Origin of the sequence: Streptomyces sp. NPDC005566, assembly GCF_040605575.1 — a bacterium.
GTDB lineage: Bacteria > Actinomycetota > Actinomycetes > Streptomycetales > Streptomycetaceae > Streptomyces.
Genome location: NZ_JBEXDB010000006.1, coordinates 119,984 through 146,441 on the forward strand (window position 1 = coordinate 119,984; position 26,458 = coordinate 146,441).

General features: G+C 69.5%; 27 protein-coding genes and 2 pseudogenes. 10 read left to right on the forward strand and 19 right to left on the reverse strand.

Annotated elements, in window-relative coordinates:
• Positions 1 to 31: 31 nt before the first annotated feature.
• Entirely contained in the window at positions 32 to 1,489 is a 1,458-nt protein-coding gene (locus ABZS61_RS11410; RefSeq protein WP_356417995.1) for a Na+/H+ antiporter NhaC family protein, read from the reverse strand.
• A 198-nt stretch (positions 1,490 to 1,687) separates the two neighbouring features.
• Between ABZS61_RS11410 and ABZS61_RS11415 the strand changes: the two genes are divergently transcribed.
• Positions 1,688 to 2,221: an XRE family transcriptional regulator gene (locus tag ABZS61_RS11415; protein ID WP_356417997.1), complete on the forward strand. Its 534-nt coding sequence runs from the start codon at positions 1,688 to 1,690 to the stop codon at positions 2,219 to 2,221.
• Positions 2,222 to 2,422: 201 nt separating this feature from the next.
• On the opposite strand, the pseudogene ABZS61_RS11420 reads toward ABZS61_RS11415, so the two are convergent.
• Positions 2,423 to 2,536: pseudogene (locus ABZS61_RS11420) on the reverse strand (IS630 family transposase); the annotation flags it as partial.
• A gap of 67 nt (positions 2,537 to 2,603) precedes the next feature.
• On the opposite strand from ABZS61_RS11420, the gene ABZS61_RS11425 reads away from it, so the two are divergent.
• Together ABZS61_RS11425 and ABZS61_RS11430 are read left to right on the forward strand one after the other, a co-directional pair.
• Complete coding sequence (locus tag ABZS61_RS11425; RefSeq protein WP_356418000.1) at positions 2,604 to 2,726, forward strand: hypothetical protein; 123 nt, start codon at positions 2,604 to 2,606, stop codon at positions 2,724 to 2,726.
• A gap of 2 nt (positions 2,727 to 2,728) precedes the next feature.
• A complete protein-coding gene (locus ABZS61_RS11430) occupies positions 2,729 to 2,896 on the forward strand; it encodes a hypothetical protein (protein WP_356418002.1) in 168 nt (55 codons plus the stop codon).
• A 176-nt stretch (positions 2,897 to 3,072) separates the two neighbouring features.
• On the opposite strand, the gene ABZS61_RS11435 is transcribed toward ABZS61_RS11430, so the two are convergent.
• Entirely contained in the window at positions 3,073 to 3,948 is an 876-nt protein-coding gene (locus tag ABZS61_RS11435; protein ID WP_356418004.1) for a septum formation family protein, read from the reverse strand.
• 164 nt (positions 3,949 to 4,112) lie between these two features.
• Between ABZS61_RS11435 and ABZS61_RS11440 the strand changes: the two genes are divergently transcribed.
• From ABZS61_RS11440 to ABZS61_RS11450, 3 genes are all read left to right on the forward strand, one after another.
• On the forward strand, positions 4,113 to 4,742 hold the full coding sequence (locus ABZS61_RS11440; RefSeq protein ID WP_356418006.1) for an ankyrin repeat domain-containing protein: 630 nt from the start codon (positions 4,113 to 4,115) through the stop codon (positions 4,740 to 4,742).
• Positions 4,743 to 4,829: 87 nt separating this feature from the next.
• A complete protein-coding gene (locus ABZS61_RS11445; protein WP_356418008.1) occupies positions 4,830 to 6,203 on the forward strand; it encodes an FAD-dependent oxidoreductase in 1,374 nt (457 codons plus the stop codon).
• 900 nt (positions 6,204 to 7,103) lie between these two features.
• The gene (locus ABZS61_RS11450; RefSeq protein ID WP_356418010.1) at positions 7,104 to 7,985 is read left to right on the forward strand and encodes a TIGR04222 domain-containing membrane protein; all 882 of its coding nucleotides are present in this window, start codon (positions 7,104 to 7,106) and stop codon (positions 7,983 to 7,985) included.
• 67 nt (positions 7,986 to 8,052) lie between these two features.
• Here ABZS61_RS11450 and ABZS61_RS11455 read toward each other — a convergent pair whose 3' ends face one another.
• The 6 genes from ABZS61_RS11455 to ABZS61_RS11480 all read right to left on the reverse strand — a co-directional run bounded on the left by ABZS61_RS11455 (position 8,053) and on the right by ABZS61_RS11480 (position 13,728).
• The gene (locus tag ABZS61_RS11455) at positions 8,053 to 10,467 is read right to left on the reverse strand and encodes a HEAT repeat domain-containing protein (RefSeq protein WP_356418012.1); all 2,415 of its coding nucleotides are present in this window, start codon (positions 10,465 to 10,467) and stop codon (positions 8,053 to 8,055) included.
• A gap of 21 nt (positions 10,468 to 10,488) precedes the next feature.
• Positions 10,489 to 10,932, reverse strand: coding sequence for a hypothetical protein (locus ABZS61_RS11460; protein ID WP_356418014.1), 444 nt, complete (start codon positions 10,930 to 10,932; stop codon positions 10,489 to 10,491).
• The gene (locus ABZS61_RS11465) at positions 10,929 to 11,435 is read right to left on the reverse strand and encodes a DUF6301 family protein (RefSeq protein ID WP_356418016.1); all 507 of its coding nucleotides are present in this window, start codon (positions 11,433 to 11,435) and stop codon (positions 10,929 to 10,931) included. The genes ABZS61_RS11460 and ABZS61_RS11465 overlap by 4 nt, the downstream gene beginning before the upstream one ends.
• 399 nt (positions 11,436 to 11,834) lie before the next feature.
• On the reverse strand, positions 11,835 to 12,140 hold the full coding sequence (locus ABZS61_RS11470; protein ID WP_356418019.1) for a hypothetical protein: 306 nt from the start codon (positions 12,138 to 12,140) through the stop codon (positions 11,835 to 11,837).
• A gap of 475 nt (positions 12,141 to 12,615) precedes the next feature.
• Positions 12,616 to 13,167, reverse strand: coding sequence for a DinB family protein (locus tag ABZS61_RS11475; protein ID WP_356418021.1), 552 nt, complete (start codon positions 13,165 to 13,167; stop codon positions 12,616 to 12,618).
• A gap of 66 nt (positions 13,168 to 13,233) precedes the next feature.
• A complete protein-coding gene (locus ABZS61_RS11480) occupies positions 13,234 to 13,728 on the reverse strand; it encodes a cupin domain-containing protein (protein ID WP_356418023.1) in 495 nt (164 codons plus the stop codon).
• Between the two features lie 534 nt (positions 13,729 to 14,262).
• Between ABZS61_RS11480 and ABZS61_RS11485 the strand changes: the two genes are divergently transcribed.
• On the forward strand, positions 14,263 to 14,709 hold the full coding sequence (locus ABZS61_RS11485; protein WP_356418442.1) for a DUF6234 family protein: 447 nt from the start codon (positions 14,263 to 14,265) through the stop codon (positions 14,707 to 14,709).
• 20 nt (positions 14,710 to 14,729) lie between these two features.
• Here the strand turns inward: ABZS61_RS11485 and ABZS61_RS11490 are convergent, their stop codons facing one another.
• The 4 genes from ABZS61_RS11490 to ABZS61_RS11505 form a co-directional block, all read right to left on the reverse strand.
• Complete coding sequence (locus ABZS61_RS11490) at positions 14,730 to 15,401, reverse strand: hypothetical protein (protein WP_356418025.1); 672 nt, start codon at positions 15,399 to 15,401, stop codon at positions 14,730 to 14,732.
• 191 nt (positions 15,402 to 15,592) lie between these two features.
• Positions 15,593 to 16,408 (reverse strand): SAM-dependent methyltransferase, encoded by an 816-nt coding sequence (locus ABZS61_RS11495; RefSeq protein ID WP_356418027.1) that lies wholly within the window; start codon positions 16,406 to 16,408, stop codon positions 15,593 to 15,595.
• Between the two features lie 176 nt (positions 16,409 to 16,584).
• Positions 16,585 to 19,113, reverse strand: coding sequence for an FtsX-like permease family protein (locus ABZS61_RS11500; protein ID WP_356418029.1), 2,529 nt, complete (start codon positions 19,111 to 19,113; stop codon positions 16,585 to 16,587).
• The gene (locus ABZS61_RS11505; RefSeq protein WP_356418031.1) at positions 19,110 to 19,817 is read right to left on the reverse strand and encodes a helix-turn-helix domain-containing protein; all 708 of its coding nucleotides are present in this window, start codon (positions 19,815 to 19,817) and stop codon (positions 19,110 to 19,112) included. The genes ABZS61_RS11500 and ABZS61_RS11505 overlap by 4 nt, the downstream gene beginning before the upstream one ends.
• 173 nt (positions 19,818 to 19,990) lie before the next feature.
• Between ABZS61_RS11505 and ABZS61_RS11510 the strand changes: the two genes are divergently transcribed.
• Positions 19,991 to 20,635 carry an NAD(P)-binding domain-containing protein gene (locus ABZS61_RS11510; protein WP_356418033.1) on the forward strand — a complete coding sequence of 215 codons (645 nt, stop codon included), beginning with the start codon at positions 19,991 to 19,993 and terminating at the stop codon, positions 20,633 to 20,635.
• A 104-nt stretch (positions 20,636 to 20,739) separates the two neighbouring features.
• Here ABZS61_RS11510 and ABZS61_RS11515 read toward each other — a convergent pair whose 3' ends face one another.
• Positions 20,740 to 21,492 (reverse strand): methyltransferase domain-containing protein, encoded by a 753-nt coding sequence (locus ABZS61_RS11515; protein WP_356418035.1) that lies wholly within the window; start codon positions 21,490 to 21,492, stop codon positions 20,740 to 20,742.
• Between the two features lie 27 nt (positions 21,493 to 21,519).
• Between ABZS61_RS11515 and ABZS61_RS11520 the strand changes: the two genes are divergently transcribed.
• Complete coding sequence (locus ABZS61_RS11520) at positions 21,520 to 21,924, forward strand: MerR family transcriptional regulator (RefSeq protein ID WP_356418037.1); 405 nt, start codon at positions 21,520 to 21,522, stop codon at positions 21,922 to 21,924.
• A gap of 118 nt (positions 21,925 to 22,042) precedes the next feature.
• Here the strand turns inward: ABZS61_RS11520 and ABZS61_RS11525 are convergent, their stop codons facing one another.
• Both ABZS61_RS11525 and ABZS61_RS11530 read right to left on the reverse strand, forming a co-directional pair.
• Positions 22,043 to 22,453: a VOC family protein gene (locus ABZS61_RS11525; protein ID WP_356418039.1), complete on the reverse strand. Its 411-nt coding sequence runs from the start codon at positions 22,451 to 22,453 to the stop codon at positions 22,043 to 22,045.
• Between the two features lie 84 nt (positions 22,454 to 22,537).
• A complete protein-coding gene (locus tag ABZS61_RS11530) occupies positions 22,538 to 22,930 on the reverse strand; it encodes an AraC family transcriptional regulator (RefSeq protein ID WP_356418041.1) in 393 nt (130 codons plus the stop codon).
• A 148-nt stretch (positions 22,931 to 23,078) separates the two neighbouring features.
• On the opposite strand from ABZS61_RS11530, the gene ABZS61_RS11535 reads away from it, so the two are divergent.
• Entirely contained in the window at positions 23,079 to 23,459 is a 381-nt protein-coding gene (locus ABZS61_RS11535) for a hypothetical protein (protein ID WP_356418043.1), read from the forward strand.
• 190 nt (positions 23,460 to 23,649) lie between these two features.
• Here the strand turns inward: ABZS61_RS11535 and ABZS61_RS11540 are convergent.
• From ABZS61_RS11540 to ABZS61_RS11550, 3 genes and pseudogenes are all read right to left on the reverse strand, one after another.
• Positions 23,650 to 24,594 (reverse strand): annotated as a pseudogene (locus ABZS61_RS11540) (3'-5' exonuclease); the annotation flags it as partial.
• Complete coding sequence (locus ABZS61_RS11545) at positions 24,507 to 24,764, reverse strand: hypothetical protein (RefSeq protein WP_356418478.1); 258 nt, start codon at positions 24,762 to 24,764, stop codon at positions 24,507 to 24,509. The gene ABZS61_RS11545 and the pseudogene ABZS61_RS11540, both read right to left, overlap by 88 nt.
• Positions 24,765 to 24,809: 45 nt before the next feature.
• Positions 24,810 to 26,399, reverse strand: a complete 1,590-nt coding sequence (locus tag ABZS61_RS11550; RefSeq protein WP_356418045.1) for a serine/threonine-protein kinase — start codon at positions 26,397 to 26,399, stop codon at positions 24,810 to 24,812.
• Positions 26,400 to 26,458: the final 59 nt, after the last annotated feature.

A 26,458-nucleotide genomic window follows, 5' to 3' on the forward strand; every position in this document is an offset into this window, starting at 1 on the left:
GGCCGGTGGTGTTCCTACGGGGGTGTGCTGGTCAGGCCGCGGCCGGCGTGCTCTCGGGCTGCTTCAGTTCGACGCCGTCCGGGCCTTCGAAACGGCGGCCCCAGCCCGTCGCGGCCGCCACGACCAGGACGACGGTGAGGACGAGCGGGTAGAGCATGGCGACGAAGATCTCCGTCGTGGCCAGGGCGGGAACGCCCTTGATCCCGGACGTGAGCTGCGCGCCGATGAACAGATAGGCGCTGAGGACGGGGACGACGGCGGCGATTCCCATCGCGAAGCAGTCCATGACGACCGCTCGGCGGTACGGGTGCAGGCCGACGCGTGCGCCGATCTTGTCGGCGACCGGGCCGAACGTGAGCATGGCGGCCGAGTTCACTCCGCCGAACAGCAGCGTGGTGACCGAGACCCCGATGCCGATCGCGAACTCCGCACCGCGCGGGGTGCGGGACAGGCGGCTGCCGGTGAGGGCGCTCACGAGCCAGTCGAGGATGCCCGCGTCGGTGAGTACACCCATGATGCCGAAGACGGCCACCACCAGAGCGATCACGCTGAGCATGTCGCCGACGCCCGAGATCAGGAATCCGGTCGGTGCCCCGTCGTGGACGCCGATGACGCCCTCAGGGGTCAGCAGACCCGAGGCGAGGCCGGTGATGATCCCGGTCGCCAGCCCGACCGTGACCGCCTTGAAGATGTCGCGGGTGAGCAGCGCCACGGTGAGCATGAGCGCGACGGGGATGAGCATCACGAGGGCGAGCGGGTTGGCGGCCTGCTCCAGCAGCTCCTGAGAGTGCGCGGAATCGCCCGAGCGGCCCGACGACCCCAGCACGAAGAACCCGACGGCTGCGAGGGCCGCAGCGGTGAAGGCGAAGCGAGCGCGATTCCGCACGACACCGGCGATATCGGCGGTGCCGGACTTTCGGCGGAACGTCTGCGTCGACGACGAGATGACGGTCGTGTCGGAGATCGGGGCGACGTTGTCCCCGAAGATCGCGCCGGAGATGACCGCGGCCGCGAGGAACGCCGGCTCGGCGCCGAGGAACACGCCGGCCGGGTAGAAGATCGGGAACGCCGTGAACATCGTCCCGATGGACGACGCCGTCGACATCGAGATGATGCACACCGCGACGAACGTGAACAGGGTGAAGGTACCGCCGTCGACGCCGAGGTTCTCGGCGAGCCACACGAACCCGCCGGAGACGTTGGTCTCCTTGATCAGGGCGGACATCAGACCCACACAGAACAGGATCATCACGATCGTGACCGCGGTGGACGATCCGATCCCCCTGGTCACGGCGGACCAGTACGCCGAATACGGCTTGGCGAACGGTGCGCCGACGAGCAGCGCGACGACACCTCCCGCGGCGAGGGCGGTCATGTCGAACGTCTTGAACACGACGAAGAAGACGACGCAGAACCCGAGGAACACGAGGACCGGCACAAATGCCAGTGCTCTTCCTCCGCGGAAGACCAGCTGTCTGTCAGCGCTCATGGCGGTGAACCACTTTCCACAACATTGAGAACAACGCGGGTGTGTACTTATTTACACGAGTACACAAAAGTGCACGATGCTTCGACTGTCAACCATTGATTCTTCTGCAGAAACGTGCCGACACCGCTCCAGGGCCCACGCGGCATGGGTGTACAAGAGTGCACAAGGGTGCACGGCTCGGCTAGGCTGACCGCCGTGATGGGAGACCAACTACACACGTTGCGGACGGAGGCGGGGCTCAGCCTGCGCGATCTTGCGGCGCAGACCGGCCTGTCGGCGACCCTGCTGAGTCAGGTGGAGCGGGGCATCCGCGAGCCCAGCCTCAAGACCCTCCGGGCCTTGGGTACGGTCTTCGGCTCGTCGGCCGCCTCGCTGTTCCATGAGCAAGCCCCGCTCACGGCTCACCACAGTCGCCCCGACGAGCGTTCCCGCCTGCTCATGCCGAAGGGCCTCGTCCAGTACGAACGCCTGACCCCGAGCAACGGTCAGCTCGAAGTTTTGCTCGGCACGCTCGAACCGGGCCATGCCTCCAGCCACGAGCCGTGGAGCCATGTAGCGGTCGAGTGTGCCTACGTCATCACCGGCACGGTCACGGTACACGTCGCCGATCAGCGTTTCGATGTGCAGCCGGGCGAGGCGCTGACCTTCGACGCCACACTGCCTCACCGCTACTCCAACAACGGAAGCCAGGTGGCGACCTACCTGGCGTCGGTGACACCACCCACGCCCTAGTGAGACACGCCACGGCCTCGGGGCCGCGACGCCCGCCGAACCGTGCATCCGGGCGTCAGGTCCGGGCGGGCAGGCCACCGGCCCGTGCCCGCTTCGTGACGGGCGACTCGGCGCGGGCTACGGGCGACGGCGGCCCCGAGCGGAGATCATCGGAGTCGTGGCCAGGTCGAGTCGGCCGGTGGCCAGGTTCGCCGGCTGCCCCAGCATCATCGCGCGCCGGTAGCGCACCGAACCGGTGCTGCCCCGCCGCACGATCTGCTGCAGCCGCTGCCCCTCCTGACCGGTCGGTCTTCGCACGCGCACCGGCTTGGCCATCGCGACTCCCAGGGCAAGTTGCACCATCTCCGGTCCGGTCCTGGACTTGCGGCTGACCTGGCATCTCGTGCCAGACGACGGCGACACGCCGGTCGCCGTCGTCGAGGTCACCTTGAGCGATCTGTTCACCGCCCCCGGGCGCCCGCTGATCGTCCGCCCTTTCATGTTCGGCAAGCTGCGGACCATGTGACGGTGTGGACCGACGGCTTCAACGACACATCCGAGTACGACCCGGCCGGCGAGGACAAGGAAGGCGAACAGGACTCCACCGCCTCCGTGTTCACCCGCGACGGCGACGGAACGGTCCGTCATTTCCGTTCCGCTCGCCCGCGTATGCCCGCAGGCCGCGACGACCGGTGACCGGGCCTGGACCACTGACCGTGCTGAAGGCGGAGCGGGTGCGGGTCCTGCTGCCGGTACTCGCGTGCGGCGACTCCGTACGGCCACCGGGCACCTGTGCCGCAAGGCGCGGCTGGACGCGGACCGGCCCTGGTGCGGGCGATGCACCAGGGCCGGTCGTTCTTACGGCGAGGAGGTCAGCCGGCCCAGACCTCGGCCTCGTCGGCAGGGACCGTCGTGGCGAGGTTCAGCTCCTTGCGGGCGGCAACCGTCTTGCTGGGGTCGATGCCGGTGAAGGCCATGTCGTAGGCGATGTAGAAGGCGTCCGTGTCGCCGGCCGACGCGGCCTTCTTCCACGCTCCGGCGGCCTCCTCCAGCTTCGCGCGAAGCTTGCCGGTCTCCGGCTGCTCGATGTTCCGCAGACCCTTGAGGTGGGCGTCGAGCGCGGCGGCGACCGCCTTGGCCTGCTTCTTGTATCCCGGGAGGTCGCTCTCGATCTGGTCGGCCTCGGGCTGGTTCATCCACAGGGCGTCGTAGACGCCGTTCGAACCCTTGAGGTACGCGAGCTGGTCGGCCTTGAGGGGGGCGCTCTTCAGCGAGCCGGAAAGCTTGCCCGACTCCTTGGTGTAGGCGCAGCTCACACCGCGGTCGCCGGTCGCCCAGCTCTCCTTGGTGGGGTGGTAGTAGAAGACGTCGACCCCTTCGGGCAGCGCCCAGTTGTCCGGGGCGAACTTCTGCGCCTCCACGGGGCAGCGTTCGTCGGCGATCACCGCGACCTCGTCGTCACCCGGGTAGGCGCCGTCTTCGTCGATCTTGAACTCGCCGACGACCTGGCCCTCGTGAGCCTCCTCGCACGGCACGATCTCGATCGCGAATTCCTCGGTCTCGGCCTTGCTGTTCGGGTTGTAGCAGTCGCCGGGGCTGAGCGAGAAGACCGAGCGCTGGCGGGCAACCTTCTTCGCGCCGTCCTTGGCGCTGTCGAGGGCGTCGCTGCATCCCGCCGCACCGACCGCGAGCAGGGCGACGACGACAGATATACCGCGCAGGGAACGGGACGTGGCACCGAAAGACATGACGTGTGCATCCTCAAACGGAGAACTTACGAGCTGGTGTGCGCATCGTATGGCACTTCTGTGACCACTCTGTGCAGGGCCCTGGCGCGGACACCGCGCTCCCGGCCGCCTCCCAGGGGGACGCATATCTCCCCCTGGGCGCAACAACCCGGGATGATCAAGGAATGGACGGCGAGAGTGCGGTGGACCGGCTGGTACGGGCAGCGGAGGACGGCGATGCGAGCCTGGTGGCGAGGCTCCTGGGCGAGGGGGTTCCGGTGGATGCCCCCGTGCAGGGCGGGCGCGGACTCACGGCCCTGGACATCGCAGTGCGGCGAGGACACGCGGAGGTGGTCCGCGTGCTCATCGGGGCCGGCGCGGATCCCCACCAGGCTGTGCACGAGTACGGCGAGTTCACGCCGCTGACCGCGGCCGCTTCGAGCGGCCGTACGGACGTGGTCGCCGCACTGCTCGATGCCGGCGTCCACCCCGACACGCCGTCCCGGGACGGCAACCCCCTGATGTTCGCCGTGACATCCACCGTGGAACGCCCGGAGATCGTGGACCTCCTGCTGGACCACGGCTCCGACATCCATCTGCTGACGAAGGGCAGGACGCCCCTCGAATGGGCATCCGCAGCAGGAAATCCGCAGATGGTGCAGCACCTGCTCGACCGCGGCGCCGTCCCCACGGCAAAAGCCGTGCGCGTCGCGCGAACATGGGGCAACAACAAATACCCCGACACATGGCCGAGGTTCGAGAAGGTCATCGACCTGCTGCGTGCAGCAGGCGTCGACACCGACACGGCCCCTTAGGGCCCCGAGCCCCTACGAGGCCGGCTCTCGAACGAAGATCGCCAAGCAGTAGGGTCATACCGCAACACGACGCGAAGGGGAGCTTCAGTGGCGCGGGTTGCGGTGATCGGTGGGGGCATCAGCGGGCTGGCGACGGCGCTCATACTGGGCCGGCGAGGCCATCCGGTCACGTTGTTCGAGCAGGACGCGCGGCAGGCCGGCGAGGATCTGGACCGGGACTTCTTCCACTGGGGCAGGCCCCGGATCCCGCAAGCCATCCAGCCCCACTCGCTCCTCGCACCCGTGCGCACCGTACTGCGCACCGAGGCACCTGATGTCTACGCGGACGTGCTGGCGCGCGGAGCCCGGGAGTACCACGAGTTCGACTGGTTCGGTGAGCATCCGCCTCATCGGGCCGGCGACGAGGACCTGGTGACCCTGCGCGCCCGCCGCATTGTGCTGGAGGCCGCCCTGACCGCGGCAGTCCAGCAGGAACCCACCGTCGAGGTGCGGCGAGGCCGCCGGGTGAGCGCGCTCATGCACCGTGAGGGGCGCCCCGCCCGGATCACCGGCGTGCGAGTGGACACGGAAGCACACCCGGCGGACCTCGTCGTCGATGCGTCCGGTCGTCGCTCACCGGTTCCCGCCTGGCTGAAGGCGGCCGGCTGCCGCCCGCCGGTCGTCGACAGCCACCGCACCGGGATCGCCTACCTGTGCCGCTGGTACCGCCTGCGTGCCGAAGGTCCGCGCCATCCCGGGCGGGTGAAGACGGGCTCGGCCGCACCGTTCGCGTTTGCCGGCGTCTTTCCTTCCGACAACGACACCTTCGCGGTGAGCATCGTCCTCTCCACGGGAGATCCGACCCGCGGCGCGCTCACCGACCCCGCCGTGTTCGAGGCCGCAGCCCGACGCTTCCCCGCCACCGCCGCCTGGCTCGACCTGGCCCCCGAACCACAGACAGCCGTCCTGGCGATGGCCGGCCTGGACAACCGCTGGACCGCCCTCGCCGACAACGAGGGACCTGTCGTCACCGGCCTGGTCAACGCCGGGGACAGCCTCATCCACACCAACCCCACCTTCGGTCATGGCGTGGCACTCGGTCTGCTCGCGGCCCAGCACCTTGCCCACCACGTCGACCGGATCGCTGCGGACCCCGTCGGTTACCACACCTGGACAGGGCAGGTCCTCCGACCGTGGTTCGACGAGCAGGTCAAGGCCGATAGCACCAACGGGCAACGCCTCGCTGCGAGTTCACCACCCACGGACCGGCGCTCTGCTGCCGTGGCCGCCTGCGCCTTCGAGGACCCGGTCGTCATGAGGGCCCGAGCCCAGGTACGCCATCTGCTGCGAACGGCCCACGACGCCTACGGCACCGACGAAGTGGACCGACACGTCACCGCCTGGCTGGCTGCCCGCCCGGACTTCTCGCCGGAGCACGACGGCCCGACCCGGGACGAGTGGGATGCACTCTTCCCAGGCTGAGTGCGTGCACGGGATCTGTGCCTACAGGGCCTTGGAGCGCCGGCTTCGGTGCCCGGGACAGTGTCGGGGAAAGGAACGGGCAGACCATCGGGAGCACTCCGTGCCGATCCTCAGTGCCAGAACCCCCGCGAGTACGGCGGCGACAAGTGCCTGAGCGACGGCGGTTGTCGGCAGCCCGGCCCGGACGGCCCCGTAACCGACCCCTGCCGATCCGGCGGGCCCGGCCGTCAGCACCAGCCGGAGCCGAACCCCGGAACCGGCGACCGGATTGCCACCGGCCCCCCAATGCTTGAGGTTTCCGAGAACCAGAACGCGAGCAGGGCGGCCCACCTCCAGTGCGGTCGGTAAAACCGCCAGGACTGCATCCGTCACCCGAGTGAGCATGCCTTCAATACTGCGCCGAGCCGCCCGCTCAAGCCTGAGTACGGCTTCGGAACCAGTCATCCTCAGGGAAGCCGCGCAGCTGCACTGCGTCGACCGAAAGGTAGAACTGGCCGGTCGGCACTACGCACGGGAGCCGGAATCCTCTGGGTACTCGGCCAGCATTTCCCCACCATCAGCAGCGGTGGCCTCCATCAGACAGGAGAACCGACTGACCTCATAGTTGTGTCCGTACGGGCAATTCCTTGCATGACGGGTCCACTGCCTACGCATCAGCCAGCAGGGGCTGTCGAGGGCGCCGGCCCCCGGCAGCCCCAAGCTCTCAACATGCCGGCAGATGAACCCGCCCACCTGTCGTCGGCAGCAAGCCTCCACAGACGCAGCCGACTGACGCGCTACTCACCCTGCGGGCCGGTCGTGCTGATCGAGGTACCGGACCAGGCTCTTGCTTGATGGGCGCAATGTCGTTCGGCCCTGGTTCCCGGGAACCGAACGAGCCATCCCCGCCTCTCAGTACATGTGATCTCCTGGCTTACCTTCGGTGGGTACTGCGTCGCGGTGGTGTGGGCGGGATTGACGGCGTGGCGTGTCCGGGCCGCAGTGGCGAACCCGCCCGTTCCCGAGCGTGAGCTCGACGTCTACGAGCTGGGCTATCTGCGAGGTCGTGAGACCGGAGCGGTGGCGGCCGGCGTGGGCTTGCTGCTCATGCGCGAGGAGCTCCTGGCCGGCGAGAGCGGCATCACCATCAACAACATCACCGTCAGAGACGGTGACATCGTTGATCGCGAGCCGATCCCCGACATGCTGCTGAGGCCGCTGGACCGTTCGATGATGGCCGAGGCGCGGGCGCACCAGCAGGCCAGTCGCGGGCGAGGGTACGTCCAGCCGGGGCAGTCGATGCGCTCACTGGCCGAGACGCGTGCTGTCCGGGCGGAGCTGGCACAGATCCGCGACGCACTGCACCGGGACGGCTTGCTCGACGGACCCCCGATGCGGGCGCGGTTCCGGAGGGGCCTGCTCCCGCTCAATATCCTGATCGGAGTAGGGGTCGTTGCGGCGGTCACGATCGGGCTGAGCGGCAATCCGATCCCGCTGGTCCTCGCCACGACGGTCGCCGCGATGACGCGCGTGTCGTTCACCCCGCCGTCAGTCAAGACCTCGGCGCGGCTGGTCAGGGAGGCGGCTGAGCAGCATCCGGCGTGGAACACCGACGACGCCGACGCGTTCGCACTGGACATCGCCCTGCACGGAACGTCCGTGCTCCACCGCCGCTATCCGCAGCTCGCCCCGCCCTCACGGACCCGGAAGGTGCGGCGGCGCACCACCTCGTCAGGGTCCGGCGGCGATCCGTGGGGCAGCGAGGGTGGCGGCGGCGGATGCGGTTCGGACGACGGTGGCTGACCGGCAACCGACGCCTCAACCATCGCTACGAACGACACCCCACGCGACTACCTGACCTTCCTCGGCCTCACCGCAGTCCTGTATCGACTACTGCTCGGGCGGCTGCACGCAGGGCGTCGTCCTCGCGGACGGCGCCCCAGTGATCGTGGTGAACGGGGCGTTCGTCGGCGTCGAGAAGAGCGTGCAGGATCGGCGTGGCCGGGGTGACGGACGCCGGGTCGGCGGCAGCGACTTCGGCGAGAAGGTGCAGGGGGTCGAGGATTGTGGGGCCGGCGCTGCCGGGGGGCGGGCAGATCCGGACGAGGTCGATCAGGGCCGGGGCGACCTGCTGGGGGTCAGAGGTGAGCTGCCACAGGCTCTGTACGGACGTCATCGCGTCGAAACGGTTGTCGTGCCTGATCCGTTCCCTGGCGGTGGCACCCAGCCGCTGTGCGACGAGTCCCGCGACGGGTGGATGGGTGGCGGCGACCTCGGAGAGCAGCACCAGGGCCTCGACCTCACCCGGAGTCTGGTAGACCTCGAGCGCGCTGCGCGCGGTCAACTCCATCAGCCCTGGCAGGACTTCATGTGGATCCCCGGTGACCCGCCACAGCGCCCGGGCCCGATCCACGGCGCCCTTCGGCGCATCGGACCAGCGTTCCGGCTTCCTGCTCAGCGCCTCCCGGAACATTCCGCGCAACCGGTCAGCTGCCGGAGCCCCGAGCGAGCCGCCGAGCGTGACGCAGGCGCGGAGCAGAGTGGGCTCGGAGAGCTGAGGGCTGGGTTTCGGGAAGCCGCTGTTGTCGGGTGAGTGCAGCAGGGCGCGTACGGGCGTGTCGTCTCCGGTGAGGGCGTGGTAGTCGAAAGGGCTGATCTGGGCGAGGTCGTTGTCGCGCGAGCTTGTCGGGGGGCTCAGTCGTGCGCGAAGCCGGTCGCGGTGAGCGGCAGCGACCCCACCGCTGTCCATCAGGAGCAGGGCGTGCGCGGCGACCATCAGCATCTGATCGTCATCGAGGAGTCCGATGAGTCTTGGGACAACAGATCCCCCGTCCTGGTGCCATTGACGCAGGATCGAGTAGTACGGATGTCGTCGGTGCGCCGTCTCCCTGATGCGGGCCAGCAGCGGGTCGAGGAGCACGTCGGAGTGTGCGGCGAAGGGGGCGAGCGCCTCGGTGAGACTGAGGTCGCTGACGTTCCACCTGCGGTCGATCGAACCGGCATGGCCGGAGGTGAATTCACCGCGAGTGGTGAGCAGTTCGATCAGGGGCGGTACGCAGCGGTCGTCGCCCATCCGACTCAGCGCCCAGATGGCGTGCTCCCGCACCGGTTCGTCGGCTTCGCCTGTCGCGGTGAGGTGGGCGGCGACGAGGTCGGCCCAGGGGCGCGCGGCGTCGCCGCACATGGCAAGAACCCGCAGAGCGAATAGCTGGTTCTCCCGATGTGTATCGCCTACGAGCTGGGCGACAGCCGGCAGCAGGTCAGGGACGGCGGAGCGCCAGCGGGACATCAAGCCGGCGGCGATCCGGAGGCCGCCTGTGCGCGCTGTGGCGCCATCGTGGCCCAGCAGCGCGTGGGCGAGGGCGAGCCGTCCGGGAAGGTCGGCCCCGAGCCGCTGGTCGGCTCCGGTGATGACGTCGACCAACGCAGCGGAATACTCTCCGGGTGGCTTGGTGGATGCGGTTGAGGAGGCGAGCAGCGCGTCGGTGGTGACGCGTGCGTAGCGAGGATCAGTGTGGTCGGGCAGGGCCCGGCGCAGCGCCTGCACGGCTTGCAGCCGGACGTCGTGGCGGACTTCGTCGTCCCACGCGATCCAGGCGTCGATGTCCTCGTCGAAGTCGGGCTCCTGCCCCTTGCCCTCTGCAGTCATGTGGAACCGCAGCCACGCGAGGGCCTCTTCGCGTCGCTGGATGGCGTAGCGGGAGAGCTCTCCGACGGCCAGCACGAGGCGCTCCGCAATCCAAAGGTCCGGCTCGTTCTCGAAGCACGTCCGCAATCGGGTGATCAAGGTGTCCGCGTGGGCGGCGGACTGCGCGAGCGCGTCGACCGCGCCGGCCCGGATGATGTCGTCCTCGTCGTCGAGTAGCGGCACCAGAGAGTCGGCAGCACGCTCCCAGGCGGGCGGCCACGCCGGGTCGACGGTGGGCCGCCACTTGCCTTCGAGGATCGGGGCGACCGTCGCGGTGGGGGCGGTGTTGCCCGTGTCGGCAATGTCGGCGATCGTCTGCAGGATCTCGAAGCGCACCGTCACCTCCGGATCCCGGGCAGCTTCGACGAGGAACGGCAGCATCTCGGCGGCCGCGGCCCGCACCGAACTGCCGTCACCGTTGGCCGCGTAGTGCAGGTTCGTACAGGTCCGGTCGGCTGTGATGCGACTCGCCGACCAGAGTCTTTCCAGCACCTCGGGGCCGTACTGACCGCCGCCGTAAGGATCGACCACCTTCGACCAGTCGACCTGAGCGGCGAGCCGCGCCAGTCTTTGCGCTCTCGCGTCCTGTGCGGACATACCGCCGCTCACCGCCCTTCGTCAGCTCTGCGCGGTGAGGCCCAGGAGAGGAAAGGTCAGGGGGCGATTACCTCTGCGCCCGTCCCATGCTTCGTAGACCAGGGCCTGCGGGCCGGTGATCCGCAGGCCGTCGCGCAGGCCGGTCACCGTCATTCCCGCCAGTTCGCGGTAGCTGACCGAAGGCGACGGCCAGGGCAGTTCGGTCCACCAGTTGTGCCCGTAGACGGTGTCCTCGGGAGGGCGCCAGCCCGCCTCGGTGATCAGCCGGCAGCCCGCCTCCCCGGCGCGCAGCGCAGGGTCGAGGTGGTGATCGCCGACCAGTTCGGCCTCCACCCTTTCGTCACTCTGCAGGAACTGCGCGTACCGGCCCGTCTGCCCGCCCTCTCTGATGATCAGCACGGAACCGGAGGCCAGCGAGGCCAACTGCTCGGCCAGACGCTCGCTGAACCCGTCCCACCCCGTCACGACAACCCCTCTTCGTCTTCGTCCATCTGCCGAAGCTCCTCGTCGCCAGCCAGTCGATTGTTGGTCGTCAGCTCCAGGTACACCGCGCTTCCTGAATGCCCGAGGATCAGGGTGGTGTCCGCACCGGCCCAGTGGATCGCAGCATCGGAACCCGGCCTGCGGTCCGTCGGTTCGCCCAGCGACGTGCCCAGCGCGGCGGCCATCCTCGCGAATGCGTCCAGGGGCTGCGCCCATTGCCTCGCGTAGTCGGTCAGGCGAAGCTGGACGCGCTCAACCATCTGCTCGTCCTGCACTCTCCCGCGGCGGGGGGCGGCACGGCCGACCCTCTCGAACCCCGTGTCGAGCAGGTCCCAACGCGGCCGGATCATCAGTGCCTGACGAGGGAACTGCGTCGACCGCCTCGCACTGTGCGTGGCCCCCGACTCCCACGTGCAGTCCAGCGACCGCAACCGTGCCGCAAGTTCGACGACCTCGGCATCACTCAACGCACGCCATTGCGTCATACGCTCCCAGAGGCGCGGCGCCCTTATCGGCTCGCCCGCCCGCCCCCTGCCCCCTCACCCTCCACGCGGACACCCCGTGCCCGACTGACTCTGTTCCGATCATGACACACGGTCGCTCAGCCCGGATCGGCACGAGATGAACCACTCGCGTGCAGGCGTCCGAGCCGTCCCCCTGATGACAAGGTCGCGCCGCGGCTCTGTCCTGCGAGGCAGGCAGTGTTCAGCTCAAGCAGGTTGACGCGCACGGTCACTTGGGAGGCTGGGTCGACACGCAGGACGTGGAGGGACTCGCGCCGGGACGATCCGCGACACCATCCGGAAGCACCGGCTGCCCGGCCCAGGGGGGCACGGAGCCGGCGTATCGGGGGCGTCTCGCGGGCAGGAGCAGAGCCGCACTCATCATTCAGCGGGCTTCACGGTGCGAGGGGTGTACCGGAACTCCTGACACCGGCACGTATCACCGTATTTCTGCTGGCTGTTGCCGTAGCTGTCATTGTTCCAGGTGTGATGCCCGTAGTCATGATGGCAGCGGGTGTTCTTCTCTTCCTGGGAGTGCTCAGGCCGTGTGTGCCCGCACGTGTCGCACACCGGGTATATGACTCGAGGGCGCAGTATGGATCCGCTGCGCAAAATCACCACACCGGTCACTACGCCCGCGATGATCACAATGAATCCGGCGAGGCCTACGACGTGCTCCGCGCTCATGCTCGTGCCCCCTTGTCAGTGCCGGTCAGCCCTGCGATCAGCCCGCCGGTTCGCACGCTACGCGACCGGACCGGCGAAGCCGAAGGGCTTGCCGACGCCCGACCCGGACTTGCCGGACCAGGGCCCCTGACCGGAGCGGCTACCCGGCCCAGAAACCGCCGGCAACGCCCGCCCGGCCGTCGTGAACATCACCTGAGCCGATTACGCATGCCCCATGCTCAGGGGACTTCGCCCGGCCCTCACGAACGATCCGTTCCCGAGTACGACGGCAACCCCGCGCACCTGTGGCCGCACTCGTCCCTGGAGCAGGGGAGCGGTACGTGAAAAGAGGTCCCGTGAGGTGCGGTCCTGTCGGTCATGGCCGGGGTGGCTGACCGAGATTCACCTGCCGGTCCGCGCCTGCGTCGCCGGGACAGAACCGGTGAGGTTCGGACGGATGCTGCCTGCCTACGCCCTCGCGTACCACCGGCTCGCGTCACAGGCCCCTGGCGCCGTCGATCCGCTCGCGAAGCAGGTCGGCGTGTCCGTTGTGCCGGGCGTACTCCTCGATCATGTGGATCAGCACCCAGCGCAGCGACACGGTCCCCCGCCACGCGTCGTCGCCCATGATGTCGAGGTGCGGCGCCTCCCTGGTGAAGCGTTCGGCGAACGCCGCCTCGGCCCGCCAGGCCTCCCACGCGGCGGCGACTGCTGCCGGGTCGGACACCGCGCCGTCGAAGTCCCGGTCAGGGGCTTCTTCCGACGAGAAGAGGGGTGGAGCGTCCTGCCCGGCCAACACCCGCCGGAACCAGCGGCGCTCCACATCGGCGAGGTGTCGGACCAGGCCGAGCAAGGAGAGCGTGGACGGTTCCACGGACCGCCGGGACAGTTCCGCTCCCAGCCCGGCGCATTTCAGCTCCAGAGTGGCGCGATGATCGCCGAGGAAGCCGAGGAGCATGCGTCGCTCGTCGCCGGTCGCAGGGCCACTGAACCGGCGGTCGGGTACGCCGCCGACAAACACTTCAGCTCTTCTGCTCGAGATGGTCATGCCCGCAATCATCGACCTTGCAGGTGTGATTCGAGGCTCGCAGGGGCTCCGGCCCGCGCCCGCAGGTCACTTGGCGGCCTTGAGGACTGCGTCCCAGGCGGGGCTGTCGACGTAGTGGTTGTCGTACTGCTCGGAAGAGTCCTTGATCTCCTGGAAGTCGGCTTCGCCGCGCATGACCCGGCCCAGAAGGCGGAGGTAGTCGAACCGGGGCATGCCGGGGGTGAAGACGAACAGGACATCGGCCTCGGCACCGGGGGCTGCGGCGAAAGCGTGCGGGGTGCGGGGCGGAACGAGGAGGAAGTCCCCCTTGTCCAGGACCTGGACCGTGTCGTCGACGAGGACCTGGAGTGAACCGTCGAGGACGAAGAACAGCTCCGAGGCTCTGGTGTGGAAGTGGGCGGGGGCGCCGACCGCGCCCTTGGTGAAGGACGAGCGGTAGCTGGTGAGCGAACTCCCGTTGGTCCCGTAATCGGCGAGCAGGGTCATCACGCTGCTCGGGTCACTGGTGGTCTCCGCAGTCGCGGAACGGGTCAGTACCGGCTTCAGGTCTGCGGTGTTCATGAGGAACTCCCTGCTAGGTGGTCCGGCTCGGGGCGTTCGCCCCGACCTCGTGATCACCACCCTAGGGAACCGAATGACATGCCGGGGGGTGCATTCAGGCGCGGAATCCATGGGTCAATTTGGTCCGGTCCGGTCCGGACAGGTCTCGGCCCACGGCAACCGCAAACGCGGCAGGGGAGCACGACGCGGAACGGTGCTTGCACCCGTCGGTTCGGTCGGCTGCGGAGCTTCTTCCCCTTGGGGGAGGCATACGGGCGACGGCGTGTCCCCCCGCCGAGATCGTCGGGGCGGTGGTCATGCCGGCCGCCCGGTGGCGACATCCGCCAGATGGAGCGGCAACCGGGCACCCCGGCCCCTGGGCAACAACTCGGTCTCGCCTCGACGGACGGAGGCGTGGAGTGCGTGGTTCCGTACGAAGGTTCGTTCATGACCCCGGAACCGGGCTCCGGCGCCCCGCTTCTGCCGGGAGTTGCGCACCGTCTGCCGCATGTCCCGGAAGTTGGCCGGACCACTCTCGGGGGCGGCTGCTTGACCGTGCTGGCCCTGATCGTCGAGATCCCTGCCGCCCTCCTGATAGCCCTGTCGCTGGGAATGCGAGGCTGGGCCCGGTCGACGAATCATGAGGTGGAATCGCCGGGCCACGTCGGGCCGCCCCCCATGGACTGGGTGCCGGTTCTCTGGCTCGGCGGGTTCACGCTGGCGGTCCTCGTTGTTGCCGGGCTGTTCCTGCGCTCGGGGCATCCGTTCGCGGGGTCGTTCCAGTTGCTGGTCGGTGCCGCCGTACTGGCAGCCACGATTGGCGTCGGGACGACCGAGTACGAGCGGGCCCATCCGGCGCCGCTGCCGCAGTGCCCGACGCAGGCCGGAGTGCCGTGCACTCCGCAGGATCCCGGTGCCCCGCCTGCGAACGACCGAGGCCCCACGGGGCACCAGTGCCGCAGCGGCGGCGACAGTGACGAGTGCGCGGACAGCGGCCGCTGACCGCCCCGACAAGTGCCGTATCAGCCCATGTCCGCAGAAGGGGGAGGCGCGTTGCGCGGCCACCGCATGCCGGTGTGTTCCGACGCGGCCGTCCGGAACGCTTCCAGAAGGGCGCACCCCGGATACGTCCCGAACGAGGGGTACTTCCATCGGTAATGGCACGCCCAGTAGTTGACAGCCCGGCGCTCCGTGCGCACGAAGAACGCAGGGTTCCGGGCGATGAACTCACCGTAGAGCTTGCGCTGGGCCGAGCCGGGGACGGCGAGCCCAGGAAGCCCGTGTCCGATCGCCTCAAGGATCTCCAGAACGTACTCGCCGGCCAATTGCACGACGAACGGAGCGACCCAGGGCTCGCTCGATTCCAGGACCTGTTCGATGTGGTGCTGCCGGACGAAGCCGTCACTGTGGCGGGAGTACAGGCAGTGCGCGATCACCTGTTGGGGCGAGGCCAGGGAACTCTCCCAGCCGACAGACGGCTCGTCCTGATGGAGCCGCGAGGGGACGGTTACCGTTTCCCCCTGCACGTCGACCTGGAAGGCACGCAACTGCTCGAACGTGGCGTTCGGGAGTATGACCGCCTCGACGCTCTGTACGTCACCGGCCAACCGGGATGGAAACGCTGCTGACAGGTCACTGGCCGGGATGGTCGGTTCCTCGAGCTGCTGCACAGCACGAGGATAGGCGGCGGCCAAACTCCCGGCCTGGCCTGTCCGAACGGTGGGCCGACTGGAACGAGGCGTCCTTCGCCGCGTCCAGCAGGTCGCACGTCTCCACGTGGCGTAAGCCGAAAGACCGTTCGTCATCGATCTGATCAACGATTGGTCGGCGGGAGGCGTCGGAGCGAGCGTTCGACCATGTCTCCATGCCCCAGATCGACGGGCTGTCAGGGCTTACGGGCCAGGCCGCCGTGCTCGCCGATGGGCACCGGGGTGGGGGCGTCGGGTTCCGGGCGCCAGAAGGGGACCGAGACGACTCCGGGGTCAAGGAGTTCGAGGCCGTCGAAGAACGCCTCGATCCTGTCGACGGGGCGCAGGAAGTAGGGGACCGCGCCGGTGTCGTTGTAGGCGTCCTGGGCCTGCTCGTAGTCGGCGTCGGTGCCGCGTGAACCGTCGTTGATGGAGAGGTAGCTGCCGGACGGCAGTCCGTCCATCAGACGGGTGACGATGGCGCGTGCCTGGTCGTAGTCGGCGACGTGGCCCAGGATGTTGCTGAGGATCAGGGCAGTGGGGCGGGTGAGGTCCAGCGTCTCGGCGGCGATCGCGAGGATGCGGTCGGGGTCGGTCAGTTCGGCGTTGATGTATGCGGTCGCTCCCTCGGGTGTGGAGGTGAGCAGGGCGCGGGCGTGTGTGAGCACCATCGGGTCGTGGTCGACGTAGACGATCCTGGCCTCGGGGGCGAGCCGCTGGGCGACCTCGTGGGTGTTGTCCTCGGTCGGCAGGCCCGTACCGACGTCCAGGAACTGCCGGATGCCCGCCTCCGTGACCAGGTGGGTGATGTTGCGGCTCAGAAAGGCGCGGCTGCTGCAGGCGATCGTGACGATGCCGGGGAAGACGGCGCTGTACGCGTCGCCGGCCGCCTCGTCGACGGGGTAGTGGTCCTTCCCGCCCAGCCAGTAGTTCCAGATCCGGGCGGAGTGCGGGACCGACGTGTCGATCTTCTGCTGCGCCGCCGAGCCGGGCGTTGTCGCGTGGTCCGTCATGGGTACCGTCCGTCTTCCAACCAAGCCGTGAACACCGAGCACTTCGGTCAACCTGTGCCTCAACCATACCGATGCGTACACCAGTTCACCGCCTCGGCGCACCTGCAGGCCCACGGGAACCGGTACCCGGCCCGGCCCCAGGCGGAACCGGTACCCGGCCCGGCCCCCGGCGGACGTCATTCCCTGGCCGTCGCCACCGTCACTGCCGGAACCCGCAGGGCGACGCGTCCGGGCACAGTGGTCGCGATGACCGTGAGCAGTCCGGCTCCTGCGACGACCGCGACGTGGACGAGGGGGATGACGGTCGGCGCCGCCCGGCCCGTCATGCCGACGCTGAACGCGGTGAGGATGGCCAGGGCGATGCAGCTGCCGAGTGCGCTGGCCAGGAGAAGGACGGACACGGCCTCAGTACGCAGCATGCGCAGCACCTGGCGGCGTGTCGCTCCCGCGAGGCGTAGCAGTGCGAACTCCCGGACACGTTCCGACACGGACATGGCGAGTGTGTTGACGACAGCGATGGCGGTGAAGGCCAGGACGAGTCCCATGGCGATGAGGTCGACCTCGGCGGCGGACTGTCGGCGTTGCTCCCGCATCGAGTCCGCGGCAGCCGGTGAGAGAGTCGTGAGGTCCGGGAACTGCCGCAGCGTGGACATGACGTCTGCCCGCGTGCGGTCCGTGCCGACGAGGAGGGAGGCCGAGAGCGGGTTGTCCACGTGACGTGCGACCAGGTCGTGCGCGAGGGTGAGGTCTCCGAAGCCGAGGCCTCTGGCGTAGACCGCGGCCACGGTGAGCGTGGCGGGTGTGCCGTCTCCGAGCGTCAGTTCCACCGTGCTTCCCGGCTTCAAGTGGAGCTGTTCCGCAGCCAGTTCGCTGACGGCGACGGTGCTCTGCGTGAGCTTGTCGAGAGATCCGGCGGTGACGTCCGGGTCCCAGGTGCGGGTGAGGCCGGCCGGAGTGACTCCCTGGGCCGCGTACGTGTCCAGACCGACCCGGACGGCCGTACCGACCACTTCGGTGACGACTTCATCGTGCGCACGCAGCTGTTGTGCCACCTCGGCAGGGACTCCCGGACCCCGGGACGTGACGACCCAGTCGGCGCGGACGCCCTCGCGGGCCTCGGTGCGGGCGGCGTTGCCGAGCGTGGGCTGCACGAAGAGCACCGTGCAGGTCATGCCGACGAGCAGAGTGAGCGGTGTGACGACGGAGGCCATACGGACGGCGTTTCCACGGAGGTTGGCGGTGGCGAGCCTGCCGGCGTGGCCGGTCAGCCGCAGCGGCCCGGCGAGGAGGAAGGCCGCTCCCCTGACGAGAAGAGGCCCCAGCAGGGCGACGGAGGCGGACAGCACGACGACCGCGAGGAACGTCACCGGCGTCGAGGCGGGCTCGGTGTGCAGGATGCCGAGCAGGGCGACGAGGACGCCACCGCCGGTGAGCAGCAGCAGGCCCGCGACAATGCGGCCCCAGGCGGGCCGGGCGGGCGCGACCTGGGCCTCGACGAGTGCCTCGGCCGGCCGGATCCGGGAAACCCGACGGGACGCGATCCGTGCGGAGGCCCAGGCGCCGAACACGGTTGCGGCGACGGCGGCGAGTGACGGGAACACGCTGATGGTGTGCTGGAGTGTGGCGGGCACGGCGCCCAGGCCTACGAACCTGCTGTGCAGCCACCCGCCGAGTGGAAGTCCCACCACGGCTCCGGCCGTACCCGCGGCCGCTCCCACGATCAGGGCCTCGCGCCCGAGCAGCCTGCGGATCTGCCCGGAGGTGGCGGCGACGGCGCGAAGCAGGGCGAGTTCGCGGTGGCGTTGGTGGACGGTGAGGGCGAAGGTCCCGACGACCACGAGGACTGCCACGAGCAGGGAGGTGCCGGCCATCGCCCCACCCATGCTGACCAGCTTGATGCGCCCGGCGGCGGCATCCAGGAACTCCACCGGCCCTCGCGCGTCGCCCGTGCTGACCTGCGCACCGGTGCCGCGCACAGCCTCGGCAGTCGTCCGCCCCAGGGGTCCCGTACCCGTACCGGCGTCCGGGATGACACCGAAGGCGGTGACCTGCCCGGGGCGGTCGGCGAGACGGCGGGCCTCTTCGGCGGAGAAGAAGAGGGACGTCTGGTGGCGAACAGCCGTGGCGGGGGCGGCCACACCCGAGACGCGATAGGAGCGCGGGGCCTGTGTCGACTGGACGGTGAGGCGGTCCCCGGGTTCCAGGCGGGCGCGCTCCGCGAGGTAGCGGTCGATGACCACATCGGTGGCCGCCTCGGGGGCGGTGCCTGCGACCAGCCGGTACGGGGTCAGCTCGGCGGACGCCCAGTCGTGCCCGTATGCGGTCCGGCCGCCGGTACCGCCCGGCGTCAGTGGCTCGGCCAGGAAGGTGAGTTCGGGGATCACGCGGGCGACACCGGGAGCGGCGGCGAGGGTACGCCCGATGCCGGCCGGGAGCCAGGCGCGTTCGGCGACGGGCTTGGCCTTGTGCTTGACCTTGGTCTTGCCCTTCTTCTGCTTGACGGTGGTCCGGTGGACGTTCTGGTCGGCGGAGACCAGGACCGGAGCGGCGGCATAACGTTCCGTGCGGATGGTGCCGTGCAGTCCCGTCTCCAGGAGCGTTCCGCACGCGGTGATCATGGCTGCCGCGCACAGGAGAGCCACGAAGGCACCGGCGAAGCTTGCCTTGCGGGCGCGGACGGTCTTCAGGGCATAGCGCAGCATCATGGGAGTTCCGTCCCGCCGCTGTGGGGTACGTGGGCGTCATCCAGGTCGACCCCGGGGGTGCCGCCGTCATCCGTGGGCTGGGGAACGGGAACGGGGAAGGCGAGGAAACGGGTCAGCAGGGTGCGCGCGCCGGGCGGTGCCTCGGACACGGGCCGCTTGTACCGGTTGAGGAGAGCGATGTACTCCTCGAAGAACGCGTGGAGTTCGGGCAGCGTGAGTCGGAGGCTGCCGCGCGAGTACGGGAACGCGTCCGCCCAGGGGCCGTCCTCCGCCTCTCGCTGGAGACGCTCGAAGAGGTCCAGGTCGGCGGCGTACGCATGGTGGTTCAGCTCGTCCATGACGTGCCGCGTCTCGGGGCTCTGACGGCTCCGCGGCGGAAAGCGGCGATCGCCGGGAATCGCCCGCCACCAGCGCTCCCGGCGCCCGGGTGCCGTCGCCCCCGTCCCGTCCGCGGAGTCCGTCTCCTCGGCGAAGCCGTACCTGGCCAGCTCGCGCAGGTGGTAACTGGTCGACCCCGTGTTCAGCCCGAGGGCCCGGGCGAGCGTTGCCGACGTGGCGGGGCCGTGCAGGGTCAGGTGCTCGAGCACCCGCTGACGGCGCGGTTGAGCGAGGGCCTTGAGTGCGGCGAGATCGCCGAGCTCGACGGGCGCTGAGGACGGACGTTCCGGCTCTGCGGTCCGGGGTGCACCGGGTTGCTGTGGCATGTCTACACAGTCGTCTGTGCACAGGTGGTTGTGCACTGCGGCGACCCGGCGTCCTGGGTGGGGGGTTTTCCCTACCGGGCGGGCCGGTGCCGGAGACGTAGGACTGATGGAGGACAGCGGACCGGTCTTCGGGACGAGGCGACTGAGGGTCGGTCCGTCATAGCGTCAGGCGCATGAAAATCGCCATCTTAGGAACGGGCAATGTAGGACGGGCGCTGGCCAGGGGCTGGGCCCGAGCGGGACACGACGTCGTTCTCGGGTCGCGGCGGCCCGAGGACGTGCACCTACGGGCGGAGCCAGGGTCGGAGGCGGGAGACGACATCCCGGTCACGGACCTGAAAGGGGCCGCGGCGGGTGCGGAAGTGGTGGTCAACGCGACACCTGGAACGGCGTCCGTAGCGCTACTCGCGGGAGTCGGGCAACTTCCCCTGGCGGGCAAGGTGCTGATCGACGTCGCGGTCGGCTTCGGGGAGGACAGCTCGCTCTCCCACCCCGAGGAGAGCCTGGGCGAGGAGATCCAGCGGACGTTCCCGGACCTACGGGTCGTCAAGACACTCTGCACCATCGACGCCCGGCTCATGGTGGCACCCGACTCACTTGAGGGCCCGAGCACTCTCTTCCTGTCGGGCGACGATGCAGAGGCCAAGGCCACGGCCGCCGCACTGCTGCACGACCTGGGCTGGCCCCCGGAGTCGCTCCTCGACCTCGGCGGCATCACCACCGCGCGGGGCCAGGAGCACTACAGCCTGCTCTTCATGGGGATCGCCAAGGCGCTCGGCTCCTACGGCTTCGGGGTGCGGGTGGTGCCGCCGGCCTGATCCGGGTGGGCTCCCCACCTCCCGCCCTTGCCTCCACCAGGCGGCGCACGCCTCGGCGGCGCACGCAGCCACGCTGACGGCCGCGGCCGAGGCGGTGCTCCTGCTCAGTCGCGCGGAACGGTGGCGGACGCCAGGAAGAACGGCACCGCCATGAAGAACCTGTCGCGCGCCGCCCGGTCCCGCTGCTCGGCGATCCACGCCGCGGCCTCCCGCGCCGGGACGCCGCCCGCCGCGGCGGCTGCTTCGGCCAGCCCCGTCGCCATGGGCAGCAGCTCCAGTCCGGTGAAGACGGCGGTGCGGACCTCCACACGCACCTCGTGGAACCCCGCGTCCAGCAGCAGGTTCCGGTGGGCGCGCGCGGCGCGGGGACTGGCGATCAGAGCGGCCCTCGCCCAAACGATGGTTTGGGTCAGCGCAGCGTCGTCGGAGTCGATCACCGCGGTTTCCCAGTCCTGCCCCGCCAGCACCGCCCGTCCTCCCGGCTTGAGCACGCGCCGCGCCTCGGCCAGCGCCCGTGCCGGGTCGGGGAGGGTGTGGAGCAGCTTGTCGGCCCGGTACCCGGCCAGGGAGGCGTCACCGTACGGCAGGTCACAGGCGTCCGCGACGCGGAACGTCCCGCCCGGCAGCCGGTCGCGGGCCGTCTCGATCATGCCCTCGTCGAGGTCGGCGCCCTCGGCCGCCACTCCCAGGGCCGTCAGTTCGGCGACCGCGCGCCCGGCCCCGCAGCCGGCGTCGAGTACGGCCCCGTTCACGGGCCCGCGGAGCAACGCATAGGTGAGCGAGCGCAGTTCGGCGGCGCCGGGCGAGTGGTCGACGGCGTCGAGCACACGCAGAAGGTTCTTGGTGTCCTTGTCCATGACGCCAGGCTGCGACTTAATGCCGACATGAAGTCAAGCGATTCCCTCCCGGCTGTCCTGAGTATCGGAGTCCTGGCCGAACGGTTCGGCCTCGCCACGCACGTGCTGCGCCACTGGGAGGCGGAGGGACTGCTCGCCCCGGCCCGCGACGCGGCCGGCCGCCGCCGCTACGGCGAACAGGACGCGGTCCGCGTCGCCGTGATCCTGCGCGGCAAGCAGGCGGGGCTCGGCCTCGACGCCATCCGCACGTTGGTCTCGGCGTCCGCTCCCGGCGCGCGCCGGTCGGTCCTGCGGGGGGAGGCGGAGGCGCTGCGCTCCCGGATCGCCGCCGCGCAGGCATCCTTGGACCTGATCGAGTGCGCGCTCGCCTGCGAGCACGAGGACTTCATGGAATGCCCGCACTTCCGTGGGACCGTCGGGCTCGTGCCCTGACGGCCGGGACGCGGCAGGCAGGCGGCTTCTTCCCCGTCGCCGACGGGCGGGTCGGCGGCCCGCCGGTGGCGCCGGCGTGACCGCCGCTGCGATACCGGCGCGCCCGCTGCCGCGCTCTTCAGGCCTTCAACTGGGTGAAGCGAAGGTGGTTTCCGAAGGGGTCGCGCAGGCCGCAGTCGATCCCGTACGGGCGCTCCGTCGGCTCATCGGTGAACTCCACGCCCCGGGCCAGCAGCGTCTCGTATGTCTTGCGGCAATCGTCGGTGGTGAGGATGAGCGCGCTGCCCAGCGCACCCTTGGCCAGCAGTTCGCGGACCTGCTCGGCCGTTCCCTCTGACATCGCCGGAGGGCCCGGCTTCTCCAGCAGGACCTGGCGGTCGGGATGGCCCGGGACGCTGACGGTGAGCCAGCGCATGAAGCCCATGTCGACGTCGGCGTTCACCTCCAGGCCGAGCTTGCCGACGTAGAAGTCGAGGGCCTCGTCCTGGTCGAGGACGAAGATCTGTGAGTGCGTGATTGCGTTGAACATGTGCATCACGCTAGTCGGCAGGGCCGTCGAAAACTTATCCAAAACTGCTCAGCCATCGGCCCGGTCGAAGGGCCGCACCGGCGTTCAGCCACTCGGCCGCGTCCATGCCTTCGTGAAGCATGTGGGCACGTTCATGGCAGCCGTTTCCTTGCGGTACGTCCGTGGCGAACGGCCGACGATGTCGCGGAACGTGCGGCTGAAGGTGCCGGTGCTGCCGAAGCCGACCTCGTAACAGATGTCAGTGACGCTGCGGTCGCTCTCCCGCAGCAGGAACATGGCCCGCTCGACACGGCGGCGCTGCAGATAGCGGTGCGGCGTCTCGCCGAAGGTGTCCCGGAAGGTGCGGGCGAAGTGCGCCGGTGACACATGGGCGATCCTGGCCAGTGTCGGCACGTCCAGTGGCTGCGCGTACGCGCGGTCCATCGCATCCCGTGCCCGGAGCATGCGGCGGTTGGTCTCTTCGGCGGTGCGGCTCACGGCACCATCCCACCACAAGGGTTCCGCGCTCCCGTCGACGACAGCCTCGCCGCTGAAGAGGCACGGCAGGCGCGCCGGCCCAGCGACCGGGTGCCGGCGGGGAGCGCTGCCCCGGGGCTCTGTCATACCTGCTCACTACGCTCGGGCCATGAGTGTCTCTCTCTACTACAGCGCGATCCGGGCTATGCCATGGACGGGTGCGGAGACGGCCGCTGTCGAGCGCATTGTCGCCGCCCATATGTCGTCCTTCCCGTATCAGGACCAGGAAAGCCTGTACCTGTACGACAGATACGACGGCCGACCCGACGAGATCCTTGCCGGGGCCACCAAGCTGCCGCTCGATCCCGGTCGGGTGCTGCCGGTGCTCGACCATGTGCTGGGCTCGGTGACCGAGTTGCGCCGGGCCCTGCCAGGCGCGGTGTGGTGCGTGCACATGGACGACCTCGACGTTCCGTGGGACGAGACCGAGGGCTACGCCTTCCCCGGCATGCGCGATCCCGACCTCGCAGCCGAGCTGGGCGGCCTCTGAGGCTCGGCCCTCGTGGGCTTTGCCGGTGGTGCGGTGGTGCGGTGGTCAGGGCAGACGTGTCAGGTCGCGGAGCCGGCTGACCTGTCGGATGCCGTAGTCGTCTGCGCTGATGCGATCCGGCGTCGGGTGGGGTCGACGTCGACACCGAAGCGGGTGGTGCCGCCGGCCTTATCCGGTACGGCCGTGAACCTCACACCCCGGCTTCCACGAGGAACTCGCTCGGCTCGCCGGCCCAGGAGACGTACAGCCCGTCCCTGGCCCGGGTGCAGGCGACGAACAACAGGCAGCGTTCCGCCAGAAGGTCCGCGTCGTGCTGGAGCCGGTCGACCTCGGCCGCGGTGACGGCCCTCGGGTAGGGCAGGGCGCCGTCGTTCACCCCGATGACCGCGACGCATCGGAACTCCAGCCCTTTGAAGGAGTGCATGGTGCCGATCTGCACGGCGGCGGGGTCACTGATCGCATCGCCCCGCAGCCGTGCGGCAGGGATCCCCGCCGCCGCGAGTCGCTCCACCGCTTTGTCGCAGTTCTTGTTGAACCGGGCGCTGACTCCGATCTCAGCCGGCGCGATCCCGCCGTCGAGCCAGCCCTGTATCCGCGAGACGAGCGCATCGAGTTCGGTAGTCTCCGATTCGCCGCCGAACACCTCTGGTCCGCTGCCGTGCAGGGCCGATCGGTAGCCGAGCAGCGTCTCGTTGCGGGCGTCGTCCGCAAGCTGCTCGAAGGGCCGGCCGACAAGGAGGGCGGTCGACCAACTGAGGATTTCGTGCGTGGAACGGTAGTTCTTGCGCATCTTCGTGGACCGACCGGTGACCCGGACGCCGACCGCCTTGAGTGACACCTTCGTGTCGTAGATCCGCTGGTGCGGGTCGCCCGCGATGAACAGATCGTCGGGCCGCGCCGGGGCCGCCGCGCGCAGCAGCCGCCACTGAGTGGGGTGCAGGTCCTGGGCCTCGTCGACCACCACGTGCCGGTAGCGGGGGCCACCGTTCTCTAGCAGATCGGCTGCCTCCGCACACGTACCCAGGTAGGTGCGCAGTCCGTCGGCGGTCAGGCGAGCGGTGAACTCCTCGATCGTGCGCCACACCAGGGCGCGGGCGGCAGCCGCCAGAGCACTGCCACGGCCTCGCCGCTCGCAGTTTCGCGGGCACGCTTCAGGGTTTCCAGCTTCAACCCCTGGTCCTTGAACAACTGGTCGAGGGTGAGGCGTTCGAACTTCTCCCAGGCGTCGAAAACCCCCTGCTTGACCGAGCCCTGGAGCTTGCTGAGCTGGGCGCAGAAATCGATGTCGAACGCGAGATGGGGCATGGGAGGACTCTCCGGGCAGCAGAGGACGTCGTGAGGGACGGTGATCTAGGAGGCAGGGCCGTCGAGGTCGAGTTTGATCAGAGTGAGCGCCTCGGCGACCTCTTCGGTCATTTCGTCCGCAGAGCCGAAAACCAAGCACAGATCGTCGTGGAGTGGTGCGAGTATCAGCTGCGCATCGGTCGCCAGCCCCTGGGCGAGCAGCAGCATGCCGATGTCCCGGCGCAGCTCGACCGCCTCCTCACTCACGTCGCCGTCCACCGCTCGGACAACGTCCAGAACACCCTGTAGCGCGGCCAGCGCGTTGGTGACCTGGCCGAGTTCGGCACGGCACCGGGCGGCCTGGGCGCGGCACGCACGGGCCTGCGTGCTGCTGTGGCCGCCGGTGCGCGCGTACGCGTCGGCCAGTGCGTCGAACTCGGGCAACGCCGCCCGGTGCTCCCCGCCGAGCAGCCGGATGGCGGCGCGCTGCGTCCGGAGCTCCAGGACCTTCTTGTTCTCGGCACCGAGGGCGCGAGCGGCCGGCTCGATGATCTCGCTCAGCACCTCGGCGGCCTGAGCGAACCGCTCCTCGTCCAGCAGTGCGTCGGAGTGCGCGTACGCCTCCGCGATCTCTTCGCGGAGCTGTTCCGGCACGGCTACGGGGACCGGGGGTGCGGCGTGCGGATCGACCGTCGTGGGTACGGGCCGTCCCGCACCGGCTCGGGCGCGCGGCGCGTACGGCTGACGGAAGACGCCCGTAGGATCGGGTGCTCCCTGCGGCCCCGCCTCACCGGGCACAGGCCTCTCGCCGGGCGACGGCAGGAAGGGCCGAAGCCGCTCGTACACGTCCTGTACGTCGGCGGGCCGTGCCTCAGGCGCCTTGAGCAGCAGGTGGAGGACCAGCTCCTCCAGAGCCGCCGGCACGTCCGGCCGCAGCAGTCGCAACGGGGTTGGCGCGGCGTTCACGTGCTGGTACATCACCAGGTACTCACTGTCGGCGGTGAACAGGCTTCGCCCGCTGAGTAGTTCGTGCAATATGCAGCCGAGCGCGTACAGGTCGGTCTGCGGGCTGGTACGCCCGCCTCGGACCTGCTCCGGGGCCATGTACTGGTACGTGCCGATGGGGCTGCCGGTTGCGGTCAGCTTGGTGACGTCCGTGCGCAGAATGGCTGCGATCCCGAAGTCGAGGACCTTCACCGTCCCGTCCCGTGCGACCAGGATGTTGCTCGGCTTCAGGTCGCGGTGGATGACGGGCACGTCGTGTGCGTACGACAACACGGTGGCGACCTGGGCCGCGACAGCCACGGCCCAACTGACGGGCAGCGTGCGATCGGGGTGGATGTACGCGGACAGCGGGATCCCGTCGACCAGCTCCATGACGAGAAAGAGCCGTTCATAGGCATCATCAAGCACCGCGTCGAACACCTGCGGCACGCCGGGGTGCTGGATGCGCGCGGTGATGCGGGCCTCGCGCTTGAACCGCTTGGCGAATTCCTCGGCCAGCTGCGGGGAGCCGGCAACGGCCTGTCGCCGGACCACCTTCACGGCGACCGGCCGGTCCAGCACGGCGTCGTAACCACGCCACACGTCACCCATGCCGCCGCTGTTGAGCTCCTCCAGGAGCTCGTACCGCCCGGCGATCGGCTGGTCTGGCACCTTGCCCCCGTGTGTGCGTGTGCTGGTCGAGGCGTTTGAAACGGCCCGCGCCGACATCG